We start from the raw sequence: 13,441 nt of genomic DNA, 5'->3' as shown, positions 1-13,441 counted from the left end.
GATACGATTCGAAATGACCGAACCCGCTTTTGTCGCGGTCGATTGGGGCACCAGCAGTTTTCGCCTGTGGCTGGTCGATCGCACAGGTCAGGTGCTGGCCGAGCGGCGCAGCGATGAGGGCATGTTGGCTGCGGCCAAGGCCGGCTTCTCCGGCGTGCTGCAAGCGCACCTTTCCGCGGTTGCCGCACCGGATCGTCTGCCGGTGCTGGTCTGCGGCATGGCCGGCGCCAAGACCGGCTGGATCGAGGCCGGCTATGTCGACACGCCGGCGCCGCTCGCGGCCGTCCTGAAGCAGGCTGCGCGCGTTCCGGGCGAGGCGCGCGACATTCGCATCCTGCCAGGCATCGCACAGCGCGACCCCAAGGCACCCGATGTGATGCGCGGCGAGGAGACGCAATTGCTCGGCGCGCTTGGCCTCGAGGCCGCGGGCGAGGCGCTGGTCTGCATGCCCGGCACGCATTCGAAATGGGTACGGGTGAAAAACGGTGCGGTCGAACGCTTCTCGACCTTCATGACCGGCGAGCTGTTCAGCGTGGTGTCGCGCGAAACGATTTTGTCGCTCGCGGTCGCCGGCGCCGATGAGGCCGAGGATGTCGCGACCTTCAAGGCGGCGGTGACAGAAGCGTTCGAGGCGCCGGCCTTCGCCGCCAATCTGCTGTTCACCGCGCGGTCGCGGCAGCTGCTGTTCGGCGCCACCCCGGCAGCGGCGCGCGAGACCTTGTCGGGGACGTTGATCGGTGCGGAGCTCGCGGCGGGCCTGTCCATCGGTTTGCCGAAAGCCGGCATCACGCTGATCGCGTCAGGGCGGCTCGCGGCTCTGTACCGGCACGCTTTCGACGCCCTGTCCGTGACCGTGAACCCGATCGATGCCGATGAAGCGGTGCGCCGCGGCCTGTCGATGGCATCAGCGGCGATCTGGACGAAGTGAGAGGACTTTTGAAATGAGCGTTGCCTTTCCGCCGATGAAGCGTCCGCTGGTCGCGATCCTGCGCGGCGTCAAGCCCGAGGAGACGGAGGCCATCGTCAGCGTGCTGATCGAGACCGGCATGACCGCGATCGAGATTCCCCTGAATTCGCCGGATCCGTTCCGCTCCATCGCAGCCGCTGCGAAGCTTGCGCCGCCGAGCGTGCTGATCGGCGCCGGCACGGTGCTGACCACTTCAGATGTCGATCGCCTCAACGACGTCGGCGGCAGGCTGATGGTCTCGCCGAATGTGGATACGCAGGTGCTCGCGCGTGCGCACCAGTACGCCATGATTACGCTGCCCGGCGTATTCTCGCCGACCGAAGCATTGCTCGCGGCGCGCTCGGGCGCATCGGGCCTGAAGTTCTTTCCGGCGAGCGTGTTGGGTGCCTCCGGCATCGCCGCGATCCGTGCGGTGCTTCCCGCCGGCGTGATGATCGCCGCCGTCGGCGGTGTCTCCGACCAGAACTTTGCCGAGTATATCAAGGGCGGCGTGACGGCCTTCGGGCTCGGTTTGAGCCTCTACAAGCCAGGCATGTCGGCGGCGGACGTCGGCGCGCGCGCGAAGGTGACGATCGAGGCCTATGATCGGGCGATTGCGAAAGACTGAGCCGCAATAAACAAGCCGTGATCCTGTCATAGCTTATTGTGCCGCATTGTGTCGCGAGGTTGACCTTCGCGCACCCGCGAGATGCGACCGAGGACATCAGGAGACCGACATGGCGATCAACAACATAGCCGATCTGTTCGTGGCAACGCTGGAACAGGCCGGCGTCAAGCGCATTTACGGCATCGTCGGCGATAGCCTCAATGGTTTCACCGAGGCGCTGCGCCGCCGCGGCACCATCGAATGGATTCACGTCCGCCACGAGGAGGTCGCGGCCTTCGCGGCCGCCGGCGAAGCCGAGATGACGGGCAGCCTCGCGGTCTGCGCCGGTTCCTGCGGCCCGGGCAATCTGCACCTGATCAACGGCCTGTTCGATGCGCATCGCAGCCGTGTTCCGGTCCTGGCGATCGCCGCGCAGATTCCGTCGGCCGAGATCGGCGGTGGCTATTTCCAGGAAACCCATCCGCAGAACCTGTTCCGCGAATGCAGCCATTATTGCGAGCTGATCTCGGATGCGAGCCAGTTACCGTTCGTGCTGGAGAACGCAATCCGCGCGGCGGTGGGCTTGCGCGGCGTCGCAGTCGTCGCCATGCCCGGCGATGTCGCGTTCCGCTCGCCGCCGAAGCGCGCGCTGTCGACGAATCGTGGGCTCTCGCTTGCTGCGCCGAAAGTTGTCCCTCAGGCCGACGAGCTGAAGGCGCTCGCCGATCTCCTCAACGGCGCCGAGCGCGTCACGCTGTTCTGCGGCCGCGGCTGCGCCGGCGCCCACGCGCCGCTGATGCAGTTGGCGGAAGCGCTGAAGAGTCCGATCGTGCACGCGCTCGGCGGCAAGGAGCATGTCGAGTACGACAACCCCTACGATGTCGGCATGACCGGCTTCATCGGCTTCTCCTCGGGTTACGCCGCCATGCACGCCTGCGACGCGCTGGTGATGCTCGGCACCGATTTTCCCTACAAGCAATTCTTCCCTGTCGACGCGAAGATCGTGCAGATCGACATCCGCCCGGAAAATCTCGGCCGGCGGGCCAAGATCGATCTCGGTCTCGTTGGCGATGTCAAGCTCACTATCGAGGCGCTGCTGCCGCTGCTCAAGACCAAGACGCAGCGCAGGCATCTCGATGATGCCACTACGCATTACAAGAAGGCGCGCGAAGGCCTGGACTCGCTTGCCAAGGGCACGCCCGGAGCCAAGCCGATCCATCCGCAATATCTGGCGAAGGTCATCAGCGACCACGCCTCCGACGATGCCGTCTTCACTGCCGATGTCGGCACGCCCACGGTGTGGGCCGCGCGCTATCTCACCATGAACGGCCGCCGCCGGCTGATCGGCTCCTTCGTGCACGGCTCGATGGCCAACGCCATGCCGCAGGCGATCGGCGCGCAGGCTGCGCAGCCCGGCCGTCAGGTAATCTCGCTCTCCGGCGACGGCGGCTTCACCATGCTGATGGGCGACCTGATCACGCTGACGCAGATGAAGCTGCCGGTGAAGGTCGTCGTCTTCAACAACGGCGTGCTCGGCTTCGTTGCGCTGGAGATGAAGGCGGCGGGCTTCGTCGACACCAATGTCGATCTGGAAAACCCCGACTTCGCGGCAATGGCGCGTGCGATGGGCATCTTTGCAAGACGCGTCGAGGATCCCGGTGAGCTGCCGGGCGCGATGAAGGAGATGCTGGCCCACAACGGCCCCGCGCTGCTCGACGTCGTCACCGCCAAGCAGGAGTTGTCGATGCCCCCGACCATCACGGCCGAACAGGTCAAGGGTTTCAGTCTCTGGGTGCTGCGCGCGGTGATGAGCGGCCGTGGCGACGAGGTGATTGATCTTGCGAAGACCAATCTGCTATCGCGCTAACCGCGCTTCGCCGACGGCAATGGCAATCGCTCGTGGCGGCGCTGGAAGCGCTGCCAATGCAGCACGATGCCGATGATCGCGGCCGGCACGAAGCCGAGCAAGAGAAGCCAGTAGGGCAGCTCCTTCGGCGAGATGAAGGCAATCGCAATGTCGGAGATCAGCCAGAGCGCCGCGAAGATCACCGCGAAATCGGTACGCGGGCAGCGCAAGTAATAGAACACGGCCGTGATGATCACGGCGGGCCCGATCGCGATGGCGATCATGACCGCCGTCAGTTCCTTCGGCGTCAACGCATCGAGCACCATCGAGGCCAGCAGCCAGATGGCGGCAAACATGGCGATGATGTCGATCGGATGCCGCAACCGAATACCTTTCGCAGGATTGCGCTATGGGTGGACTCAAGCCTTCGATGTCGAGCCCGTTCCGTCAAGTAAAATACGCCTATTCTTCCTCGCTTCCAGGCGTTTGACGCAGCATGAAATGGCCGAAGGCGGACGCGATCGGCTTGGCCGGATCGTCCTGCCAGGCCCGCGCCTCGAAGGCGACTATGCGCCGTCCCTGTTTCACGATCGAGACATTGGCAATGGTGTCCTGCGCCCGTCCGGAGCGCAGATAGTTGACGGTCAGCCCGATCGGCTTCGGCAGCGTGGCGATGCCGAGCTCGCGCTTCACGCCGAGGATCGCGGTGGTCTCGAGGAAGGCGCCGGTCATGCCGCCATGGATCGCGGGCAGGATCGGGTTGCCGATGATGACAGGCGAGAACGGCATCGTCAGCGTGCCGTCGTCGTTGACGCGAATGCCGAGGGCGCGCGCGAACGGGCTGGTGGCGAACGGGCCATCCGGATCGTCGGGCGCGTCCAGGGTCGGGATGCTGCGTGCGTCCATCCGACGGTCGGCCAGCATGTTGGTGCGGTTGGCGCCGATCATGAAGCAGGCGGTGGCGGTCGCCACCGGATCGTCCTCGGAATCCTGGTAGGCGGTGGAGCGCACGAAGGCGATCGAGCGCGTGGTGCGGTAGCAGACCGAGTGCGCCTTGATGGCAAGACCGGGCGTCGCCGGCTTCTGGTAGTCGATGCGCAGATCGAGCGTCGCGATCGCGCTCGAGCCGTCGAGCGCGAGCTGCACCGCCATGCCGCAGCTCTCGTCCAGCATCGCTGTGACGACGCCGCCATGCAGCACCCCGGTCTCAGTGTCGCCGACGAAGACGGGACGGTAGGGCAGGCTCGACCAGGCCTCAGCCGGTGCGAACCGGTCGAGCTGGAGCCCGCTGATATGGCCGTAATCGGAGCGGCGGCCCTTGATGGCCTCGGCGAGTTCCTCGAAGGACAGCGTGGTCGATGAAATGGACATGCCGACGTTCTAGACCAGTGTCGGGCGCCGCGCAAAACCCTGCGTGCAACCCCTATAGCGCCGGTTTGGCCTCGACAGATCAGGCCGAAGCAACGATGGTGGGCGTTCCATTGCCCGCGAGGAGTACCCCATGGCTGACCCCGAAACCCCCGCCAATCCGGGGCCCGTCACCATTTCCACCTCGAGCTCGGAGCGGGCGCCGATCATCTATTTCGACGGCGCGTCCTGCTTCGGTCATCACAACGGCGCGATCCAGATCGAATTGGCCGCAAATCTCCTGATGCCGATCGGCGCCGCCGTCAGGGTCGACGTGGTCCAGACCGCGCACTTACGCTGCAGTCCGGCCGCGGCGCTCGCCCTGCGCGAGGCGCTCGACAAGGCGCTGGCGATGCTCAAGCAGGGGCAGCAGCAACTGCCTGAGGAGATTCCGGCGGTGAAGAACTGAGCAAAGAACGGAGCAAAGAACTGAGATTGACAGTCATCCGGCTTTGCGCCACTTTTCGCGCAGGTTGATACGACCTGCCGGTTGCGCCCTCCGTGGTACGGTGAATGTATCGAGCCATCATCGGCCCCCTTTGCCCGAGCGACCGGGTCAGCAACGCAACCACCTGACACACCTGGATCGCTCATGCAGAGGACGAACCGATGCGCGATTTTCGCGATGCCAAGGCTATGGCGCAGACCCTGCGCGAATCCCTGACCACCAAAGCCGTCACCATCACTCACGGCGAGAGCCTCGAACTGGTGTCGAGGATGCTCGGCGTTGCCGACTGGAACACGCTGGCGGCACTGCTTCACGCCGAGCGGCGCGATGCGGCGGCGCCGGCTGCACAGTTGAGGACGACAACGACGCTTTATCCCGCTATTCCGCTCCGCGATCTCGTTCCATTTCCGAACGCAACCTACCCGCTGTTTGTGGGCCGCGAGAGTACTGTTCAGGCTCTGAACCAAGCCTTCGATGGCGGGCGCGAGGTCGTGCTGGCGATTCAGCGCGAGGCGGGCGTCGATGATCCCCGGTTTTCCGATGTCTACGAGATCGGCATCCTGGCCCAATTGCTCGAACTCGTGCCGCTCGAGAATGGCACGTTCAGGGTGCTGACGCGCGGCCTTCGGCGTGTGGCGCTACGCAGCTTTGAGGCTGAAGCGGTGGCTTATCAGGCGGAGGTGGCTGGCGTCAGCGAGGGAGTGGCCCGCGATGCCACGGATCTGATTCGCAGGATCTATCAGCGCTTCCAGGACTACACTGCAGCTCACGGAGTTCTAGTGCCGGACATCTGGATGTTCTTCGATCAGACCCGTGATTCCGGGCAGATTGCCGATACTGTCGCGACACGGATGAAGTTGCCCATCAAAGACAAGTACGAGCTATTGGCAACGCTCGATCCCATAAAGCGGCTCGAGCGGATCGAGGCGCTGCTCGATCTGTCGCAGCGGCCGATCTCGATTGCCTACGCGGCCACCAAGCGGAGGGCGCTTGATCATGCTGACCGGCGCCGCCATCAATACGCAACCCTCGAGCATTTGCTACTCGCTCTGACCGAGGATGTGAACGCGTCCGCCGTCATGCGCGCCTGCGACGCCGATGTCGGCAAGCTGACGCAAGGCCTCGTGCAATATCTCGACAATGAGCTCAAGCGCATCGTGATCGAGAGCGGAAGTGCCGAGCCGACGGCGGCGTTCAAGCGCGTCGATCAGCTCGCCGCGTTCCTTGCCCAGGAGGTCGGATATCCTGAGGTCACCGGCGTCAATGCGCTAATGGCCTTGTTTGCCGAAACGCGAAGCCCCGCGGCGCGCCTGCTCGCAGAGCATGGCGTTTCGCGGGGACGCGTTGACAAGGCGATTGCGCGAGGTGCTGGCTAAGGCGCGCGGTCAAGCCTGGCCGACATGCACCTTCGGCTTCTTCCCGCCGTTCCACTTGCCGTCCAGCGCGCGCTCGATCTGGGCGGCGAGTTGCAGCAGGAGGCCGTCATTGGCCTGCTTGGCAATCGCCTGGATGCCGAGCGGCAGGCCGTGATCCTGGGCTGCCATCGGCAGCGAGATCGCCGGCATGCCGCAGAGATTGGCGAGCGGCGTGAAGGCGAAGAAGCGCCAGAGATTGCCGAACCAGTCGAGCACATCAGGGTTGTCGGCGATAGTGAGATATTCTTTCGTGCCGACCTTCGGCGTCGGCAGCGCGGTGATCGGCGTCAGGATCACGTCCCACTGTTCGAAGAAGCTGCCGAAGCCGCGCGAGGTGGTGTTGAACACGCCCTGCATCTTCGCCCGATCGGCAAAGCTGGTGTGGAGTCCGGCTTCCCAGATCCGGATGTTCATCGGCTCGATCAGGTCTTCCGGCGGGCGCTCCAGCCCGCGGGCGGCGAGCATGTTGGAGATCACCACCGAGAAGTTCGAGATGTAGCACGTGGTCTGCGCCGCAAACGCAGCGCGGAAATCGAGCTCGGGCAGCGCGTAATCGACGTGATGGCCGAGACCTTCGAGGAAGCGGCCGGTCTTCTCCAGCTCGGCGGCGATCTCGGGCGTTGCGGTGTAGTCGCCCCAGGTGTGGGACAGCGCGATGCGCAGCTTGGACGGGTCGCGCTTGATCATCTCGCTGTATGGCTGCGCCGTGGTCCAGAACGGCATGAATTCGCCGGGCGCAGGGCCCCGGGCATGGTCGACGAAGGCCGCCGTGTCGCGCACCGTGCGCGACTGACAGCCCTGGATCGAGACGAGACCGGTGAGGTCGGACATGTGCGGCGCCAGCGAGAACACGCCGCGCGAGACCTTCAGGCCGATATTGCCGTTGACGCCGGCGGGAATGCGGATCGAGCCGCCGCCGTCGGTCGCATGCGCGATCGGCACCACACCGGCCGCAACCATCGCGGCACTGCCCGCCGACGAGCCGCAGGTGGTATAGTCGGTATTCCAGGGGTTGCGGGTGACATAGACCGCCGGGTTGTCGGCCGAAGAGCACACGCCGAATTCCGGTGTCGTGGTGCGTCCGATCAAATTGAGGCCGGCCTGGCGGAATTTGCCGGTCAGGAACGTATCGGCTGTGGCGCGATTGCCGCGCATCAACAGCGAGCCCATTTCCTGCAGCCGGCCCTTCATCGTCGGCCCCAGATCCTTCATCAGGAAAGGCAGGCCGGCGAAGGGCCCGGCGAGATTGGCGCCGTCCTTGGCGGGATCTGCGATCACGTCGTCGAACAGTTCGACCACGCCCGACAGCGCCGGATCGACCTTGGCAACCGCCGCCGCGGCTTGGCGCGCCAATTCCTTTGCCGTCAGCTCGCCCTTGCGGACGCGCGCCGCCATGCCGACGCCATCGTGCTGCGTCCATTCGTTCCAGCTCATCGGCAAAGTCATGAAGTCAAAATCCCCTTCGGTGGCGGCGTCACCTTTTTCGCAAGGGCCCGCCTGAATCAACTGAGCCGGCGCGGGGGGCAGGGTTGCGCCCGGCGCGGAGAGGTGGCCTCTCAATCGGAGAGCCGCGCGATCACCGCAACCGGGCCGCCGCCGGCAGGGCCCTGGTGCTCGGCTCCGCCGGAGACGTAGACCGCTCCCGTGCCGGCAAGGCCGGCGATCAGGCCGCCGACGGCTGCGCGGGCGTGGCGCGTCGATGAGATGTCGGTGTCTTCGAGCATGGTGTGGCGGAAGCCGCGCACGGTGCCGTCAGGCGAGGCCTCGGCCTTGGCGAAGATGTTGACGAGTTCGCGGTCCGCTTGTGCCCGTGCGCCAAGCCCGACGCTGCCGAGCGCCGCGAGCACGGCGGCGGCATCGATCGCGTCGCTCATGACCGCATGCGAGATCTCGAACGCGCTGGCCGAGCTTTCCGAATTGCCGAGCACGATGACGACATTGTGCATCAGCTCGATTCCGGACGAGGTCGAGGCGACCTTCGAGAACAGATCATAGCGCCGCAGCACATCCTGGTCGCCGATATCGGCGGCGATTTCGCCGAGCGCGACCGCAACGCCGAGCGCGGAGGCGCCGCGGGAATAGGCCATCGAGCTGTAGGCGCTGGTCGTCGCCGTCTTGTTGCCGCGTGCGGCGGCCGCCTCGACGCGCTCGCTGGTCAGCAGCGGGCATTTGATCTGGACGAAATGGACGTCGGCGGGATCGGCAATGCCGGCATCCGCCATCGCGGCCGTGACGGCCTTGGCCGTCTCGGTGATCTGCGCCGAGCGGCCGAGCTCTTCGGGCAGGAAATCGCGGGTGTGCGCCATGCCGATGCTGAGGCGCTTGCCGGAGATGCCTGCGGGCTGCTGTTGAACCTGCTGGCGCGTGAACACCGTGATGTGCGGGCTGAGCACGCCTTCGGTGCCGCCGGACATCACGAAGGCGATGCGTTGCTCGACCGCCTCCGCGGACAGGTCGAGCTTTGGCGCCAGTGCCGAGCACAATGCGGCCACGGCATATTCCCGGGTGAAATCATTGACGCCGCCATTGCCCTCGGTCTTGCCGAGGATCGCCAGGATCGAGGCGGGATCGATCGCACCTGAACCGATCAGGTTCATCAGGCCGGAAACGTCACCGGGTCCCTTGGTGGCGATCTTGTGGACGCCGACCGATGTGGTGCGCATGGAGTGTCCTCGTGGGCAGTTCGATGGTCCGGCAGGGCACCCAGCCGTGGAAGCGGGGTGGATGTCAAGCCGCCAGCGATTGGCCTCACCGTCACCCTGAGGTGCTCGCCTCTTCGGCGAGCCTCGAAGGGCGACGGACTACGTCGTGTACGGCATCACCTGTATGCTGCTGTGCGGTCTCTTTGCGCTACACTTTCGAGCAACAGACCGCGGGTGCCTGCCGGCAACCGGCCTTCCCTGCGCCCTTTGTATTAAGGGCGTGACAAGGAGCGCAAAGCTCGGGCGAAATGCGCCGCGAGAGTGAGAAGGCGTGCCTCCAAGTCAAGATGCGAACCGAAAGAGCGAGGCTGCCGCCTCATACTCCGTCATTGCGAGGAGCCCTTGCGACGAAGCAATCCAGAATCCCTCCGCGGCGGCAGTCTGGATTGCTTCGCTGCGCTCGCAATGACGACGCGGAGAGAGCAAGCTCCGCTCTAACCCGTCACCGTGAGGTGCGCGCACTGCGGCGCGATAGCGGCGCAGAGCAAGCCTCGAAGGGCGACAGCCCGGCTGCATCCGGGCCGTGCATCCTTCGAGGCTCCCGGCGCGATGCTTTGCATCGCACCACTCGCACCTCAGGATGACGGGTCCCATACCTCGATCACGACGGAGCGCAAGAAAAAGGGCCCGCGTCATCCCCACGATTGTGGCGGGATCGCATCAAGGCAACAAAAAAAATCCTCTGTCGACGGTCTGTCGCAGTACCTTGATGAATCAACCCCGGTTGGTCCATAAGCGGCGTCCCGCGGTCGGATTTCGGTCTGCGTCGCGTGCTTGGGAATGGAGAGGAAATCTCGCGTGGCAAATATCAACCAGAAGATTGCGCAGGAGCTTGGGGTCCGGGCGGAGCAGGTCGAGGCGGCGGTGACGCTGCTCGACGGCGGCGCAACGGTTCCCTTCATCGCCCGCTACCGCAAGGAAGCGACCGGTGCGCTCGACGACGCGCAATTGCGCACCCTGGAGGAGCGCCTGGTGTACCTGCGCGAACTGGAAGACCGCCGCAAGGCGATCCTCGAATCGGTCCGTGAGCAGGGCAAACTCGATGCCGCGCTGGAAGCCTCGATCCTGGCGGCCGACAGCAAGGCGCGCCTGGAAGACATCTATCTGCCGTTCAAGCCGAAGCGTCGCACGAAGGCGGAGATTGCCAAGGAAGCCGGCCTCGAGCCGCTCGCCGTCAAGCTGATGGCGGAACCCGGCAACGATCCGAAGGTCGTCGCCGAAGGCTTCGTCAATGCCGAGAAGGGCGTTGCCGATGCTGCCGCGGCACTCGATGGCGCCCGCGCCATCCTGGTCGAACGCTTCGACGAGGATGCCGATTTGATCGGTGCCCTGCGCGAGGACGTGTGGACCAATGCGCGCATGGCCTCGAAGGTGCGCGACGGCAAGAAGACCGAGGGCGAAAAGTTCGCCGACTATTTTGATTTCTCCGAGCCGCTGACGAAACTCCCCTCGCACCGCATCCTCGCCATGTTCCGGGGCGAGAAGGAGGAGATCCTCGATCTGCAGATCCAGGCCGAGGAAGCGCCGCCTGCCGGCGTGCCCGGTGCCTACGAATTGAAGATCATGAAGCGCTTCGGCATCGCCGACCTCAAGCGCCCCGGCGACCGCTGGCTGATCGACACCGTGCGCTGGGCCTGGCGCACCAAGATCCAGGTGCATCTCAACATCGATTTGCGCATGCGGCTGTGGAACGCGGCCGAAACCGAAGCCGTGCGCGTGTTCGCCTCGAACCTGCGCGACCTGCTGCTGGCCGCGCCGGCCGGCACCCGCGTCACCATGGGTCTCGATCCCGGCTACCGCACCGGGGTCAAGGTCGCCGTGATCGATGCCACCGGCAAGGTGGTCGACACCACGGCGATCTATCCGCACGAGCCGCAGCGGCAGTGGAACGAGTCGCTGGCGACGCTCGGCCGGCTCGCGATCAAGCATCGCGTCGAGCTGATCGCGATCGGCAACGGCACCGCCTCGCGCGAGACCGACAAGCTGGCGACCGAGCTGGTCAAGGGCCTTCCCGAATTGAAGATGAGCAAGATCGTGGTGTCTGAAGCCGGCGCGTCGGTCTATTCCGCCTCCGCCTTCGCCTCGGAGGAATTGCCGGGCCTCGACGTGACCCTGCGCGGCGCGGTCTCGATCGCGCGACGTCTTCAGGATCCGCTCGCCGAACTCGTCAAGATCGAGCCCAAGGCGATCGGCGTCGGCCAGTATCAGCACGATCTCGGCCAGGCCAAGCTCGCCAAATCGCTCGATGCGGTGGTCGAAGACTGCGTGAACGCCGTCGGCGTCGACGTGAATACCGCGTCCGCGCCGCTGCTCGCCCGCGTGTCGGGCGTCGGATCTGGTCTGGCGCAGAGCATCGTGGCGCACCGCGACGCCAACGGGCCGTTCAAGTCGCGCAAGGCGCTCAAGGACGTGCCGCGGCTCGGCCCCAAGGCCTTCGAGCAGTGCGCCGGCTTCCTGCGCATCCTCGGCGGCGAGGATCCGCTCGATGCCTCCGGCGTGCATCCGGAAGCCTATCCGGTGGTGCGCCGCATCCTCGCGGCGACCAAGAGCGACATCAAGGCGCTGATCGGCTCGAGCGAGATCGTGCGCACCTTGAAGCCGAAGGATTTCGTCGACGAGACGTTTGGTCTGCCGACCGTCACCGACATTTTGAAGGAATTGGAAAAGCCCGGCCGCGATCCGCGTCCGGCCTTCAAGGCCGCCGTGTTCAAGGATGGCGTCGAGGAGATCAAGGATCTCCAGAAGGGCATGATCCTCGAGGGCACCGTGACCAACGTCGCCGCCTTCGGTGCCTTCGTCGACATCGGCGTGCACCAGGACGGTCTCGTCCACATCTCGGCGATGTCGAAGACCTTCATCAAGGATCCGCGCGAGGTGGTGAAGCCCGGCGATATCGTCAAGGTGAAGGTGCTGGACTTCGAGGTCGCGCGCAAGCGCATCTCGCTGACGCTGCGTCTCGACGACGAGGTCGGGCCCAAGAAGGACGCCCCCGGCATGCAGCGCGACACCACGCGCAATACCAATCGCATGATGTCGTCTGCCCCGCGCAAGCAGGAATCCTCCGGCGGTGGCGGCGCGCTTGCCGAGGCGATGCGCCGCGCCGCGGAGAAGAACAACGGCAAGCGGGTGTGATGCCTTCACCTCTCCCCGCTCTTTGCGGGGAGAGGTCGGATCGCGTTTAGCGATCCGGGTGAGGGGCAGGGCACGAGGTTGGACGGATCAATGGTCCCACCGACTCCTTCCCGTCGCGCCCTCCAACTCAAATCGAACTCGCGGAAGCAGCCCCTCACCCCACCCTCTCCCCGTAAGAACGGGGCGAGGGAGTGAGAGAGCCGCGCAACACTTCCTAACTTCCGCGTCAGAATCTGGCGCACTTGTAAGTTGAAGCTGCCTGCCCCTTCCTCTCTGATCCCTCTGACGCGGCAGCGATATCGCTGCGCAGCACGGAGGATGCTTCGATGGACAACAGGCTTCTCAAGGGCATCGTTGCGGTGACGATCGCAGCAGCGATGGCACTCGCTTCACCGGTGCTCGCACGCGGCGGTGGAGGTGGAGGCGGCGGTCACGGCGGTGGCGGCTTCGGTGGCGGCGGACACGGCGGCTTCGGCGGTGGTGGCCATTTCGGTGGCGGCATGGGCGGCATGCACGCGGGCGGCTTTGGTGGCGGCATGCATGTCGGTGGCATGGGCGGCGCGCACTTCGCCCATTTCGGCGGAGCGGGCTTCGGTGGATCTGCCTTCGGCGGTGCGCGCTTCGCGCATGCGGCGGTCGGGCCGCGCTTTGCCGGCAACGGCTGGCATGGCAGGCCCTTCATCGGCCGCCACGCCTTCTTCTTTCACCACCATCACTTCCGCCGTTTCGCCGTGTTCGGCGCACCGTATTATTATGACAATTATTACGACGGCTGCTGGCGCAGGAGCTGGACGGCCTATGGGTGGCAATGGGTCAATGCGTGCGGGGACGATTGGTACTAGGACCGCCGGACCGCACCATTGTCGCGATCGCCACCGGGTGGTTCCGCTCAGCCCCGGAACGGGATAATCTGGTGGCGATCGTCGCCTGGAGTTTGA

The 13,441-nt window shown here is 65.3% G+C and carries 11 protein-coding genes; 7 read left to right on the top strand and 4 right to left on the bottom strand.

The genetic code is table 11. The features are described from left to right. Positions 1–13 precede the first annotated feature (13 nt). The 3 genes from G8O24_RS07915 (at position 14) to poxB (ending at position 3,420) form a co-directional block, all read left to right on the top strand. Entirely contained in the window at positions 14–928 is a 915-nt protein-coding gene (locus tag G8O24_RS07915; protein ID WP_188098114.1) for a 2-dehydro-3-deoxygalactonokinase, read from the top strand. Positions 929–941: 13 nt separating this feature from the next. Next, positions 942–1,574: a 2-dehydro-3-deoxy-6-phosphogalactonate aldolase gene (locus G8O24_RS07910; protein ID WP_188098112.1), complete on the top strand. Its 633-nt coding sequence runs from the start codon at positions 942–944 to the stop codon at positions 1,572–1,574. A gap of 109 nt (positions 1,575–1,683) precedes the next feature. After that, the gene (poxB, locus tag G8O24_RS07905; RefSeq protein WP_188098110.1) at positions 1,684–3,420 is read left to right on the top strand and encodes a ubiquinone-dependent pyruvate dehydrogenase; all 1,737 of its coding nucleotides are present in this window, start codon (positions 1,684–1,686) and stop codon (positions 3,418–3,420) included. Here poxB and G8O24_RS07900 read toward each other — a convergent pair. Beyond that, complete coding sequence (locus G8O24_RS07900; RefSeq protein ID WP_188098109.1) at positions 3,417–3,782, bottom strand: hypothetical protein; 366 nt, start codon at positions 3,780–3,782, stop codon at positions 3,417–3,419. The genes poxB and G8O24_RS07900 overlap by 4 nt on opposite strands. Positions 3,783–3,861: 79 nt before the next feature. Next, the gene (locus tag G8O24_RS07895) at positions 3,862–4,770 is read right to left on the bottom strand and encodes a PaaI family thioesterase (RefSeq protein ID WP_188098107.1); all 909 of its coding nucleotides are present in this window, start codon (positions 4,768–4,770) and stop codon (positions 3,862–3,864) included. A gap of 130 nt (positions 4,771–4,900) precedes the next feature. On the opposite strand from G8O24_RS07895, the gene G8O24_RS07890 reads away from it, so the two are divergent. Together G8O24_RS07890 and G8O24_RS07885 are read left to right on the top strand one after the other, a co-directional pair. Next, complete coding sequence (locus G8O24_RS07890) at positions 4,901–5,215, top strand: hypothetical protein (RefSeq protein WP_188098105.1); 315 nt, start codon at positions 4,901–4,903, stop codon at positions 5,213–5,215. Between the two features lie 200 nt (positions 5,216–5,415). Next, positions 5,416–6,630: an LON peptidase substrate-binding domain-containing protein gene (locus G8O24_RS07885; RefSeq protein ID WP_188098103.1), complete on the top strand. Its 1,215-nt coding sequence runs from the start codon at positions 5,416–5,418 to the stop codon at positions 6,628–6,630. A gap of 9 nt (positions 6,631–6,639) precedes the next feature. On the opposite strand, the gene G8O24_RS07880 is transcribed toward G8O24_RS07885, so the two are convergent. Together G8O24_RS07880 and atzD are read right to left on the bottom strand one after the other, a co-directional pair. Further along, positions 6,640–8,115, bottom strand: a complete 1,476-nt coding sequence (locus G8O24_RS07880) for an amidase (RefSeq protein ID WP_188098101.1) — start codon at positions 8,113–8,115, stop codon at positions 6,640–6,642. A gap of 110 nt (positions 8,116–8,225) precedes the next feature. Then, the gene (atzD, locus tag G8O24_RS07875; RefSeq protein WP_188098099.1) at positions 8,226–9,332 is read right to left on the bottom strand and encodes a cyanuric acid amidohydrolase; all 1,107 of its coding nucleotides are present in this window, start codon (positions 9,330–9,332) and stop codon (positions 8,226–8,228) included. An 837-nt stretch (positions 9,333–10,169) separates the two neighbouring features. On the opposite strand from atzD, the gene G8O24_RS07870 reads away from it, so the two are divergent. Both G8O24_RS07870 and G8O24_RS07865 read left to right on the top strand, forming a co-directional pair. After that, positions 10,170–12,503, top strand: a complete 2,334-nt coding sequence (locus G8O24_RS07870) for a Tex family protein (RefSeq protein WP_188098098.1) — start codon at positions 10,170–10,172, stop codon at positions 12,501–12,503. Between the two features lie 326 nt (positions 12,504–12,829). Next, positions 12,830–13,345, top strand: coding sequence for a hypothetical protein (locus G8O24_RS07865; RefSeq protein WP_188098096.1), 516 nt, complete (start codon positions 12,830–12,832; stop codon positions 13,343–13,345). Positions 13,346–13,441: the final 96 nt, after the last annotated feature.

Source organism: Bradyrhizobium campsiandrae (assembly GCF_014529705.1).
Taxonomy (GTDB): domain Bacteria; phylum Pseudomonadota; class Alphaproteobacteria; order Rhizobiales; family Xanthobacteraceae; genus Bradyrhizobium; species Bradyrhizobium campsiandrae.
The sequence above is the reverse complement of the archived record's forward strand: the minus strand, read 5'-3'. Positions and strand labels throughout refer to the sequence as shown.

Excerpts from the sequence above, each read along its gene's own strand:
- G8O24_RS07915 (WP_188098114.1), top strand. The coding sequence starts at position 14 with ATGACCGAACCCGCTTTTGTCGCGGTCGATTGGGGCACCAGCAGTTTT.
- G8O24_RS07910 (WP_188098112.1), top strand. The coding sequence starts at position 942 with ATGAGCGTTGCCTTTCCGCCGATGAAGCGTCCGCTGGTCGCGATCCTG.
- poxB (WP_188098110.1), top strand. The coding sequence starts at position 1,684 with ATGGCGATCAACAACATAGCCGATCTGTTCGTGGCAACGCTGGAACAG.
- G8O24_RS07895 (WP_188098107.1), bottom strand. The coding sequence starts at position 4,770 with ATGTCCATTTCATCGACCACGCTGTCCTTCGAGGAACTCGCCGAGGCC.
- G8O24_RS07890 (WP_188098105.1), top strand. The coding sequence starts at position 4,901 with ATGGCTGACCCCGAAACCCCCGCCAATCCGGGGCCCGTCACCATTTCC.
- G8O24_RS07885 (WP_188098103.1), top strand. The coding sequence starts at position 5,416 with ATGCGCGATTTTCGCGATGCCAAGGCTATGGCGCAGACCCTGCGCGAA.
- G8O24_RS07880 (WP_188098101.1), bottom strand. The coding sequence starts at position 8,115 with ATGACTTTGCCGATGAGCTGGAACGAATGGACGCAGCACGATGGCGTC.
- atzD (WP_188098099.1), bottom strand. The coding sequence starts at position 9,332 with ATGCGCACCACATCGGTCGGCGTCCACAAGATCGCCACCAAGGGACCC.
- G8O24_RS07865 (WP_188098096.1), top strand. The coding sequence starts at position 12,830 with ATGGACAACAGGCTTCTCAAGGGCATCGTTGCGGTGACGATCGCAGCA.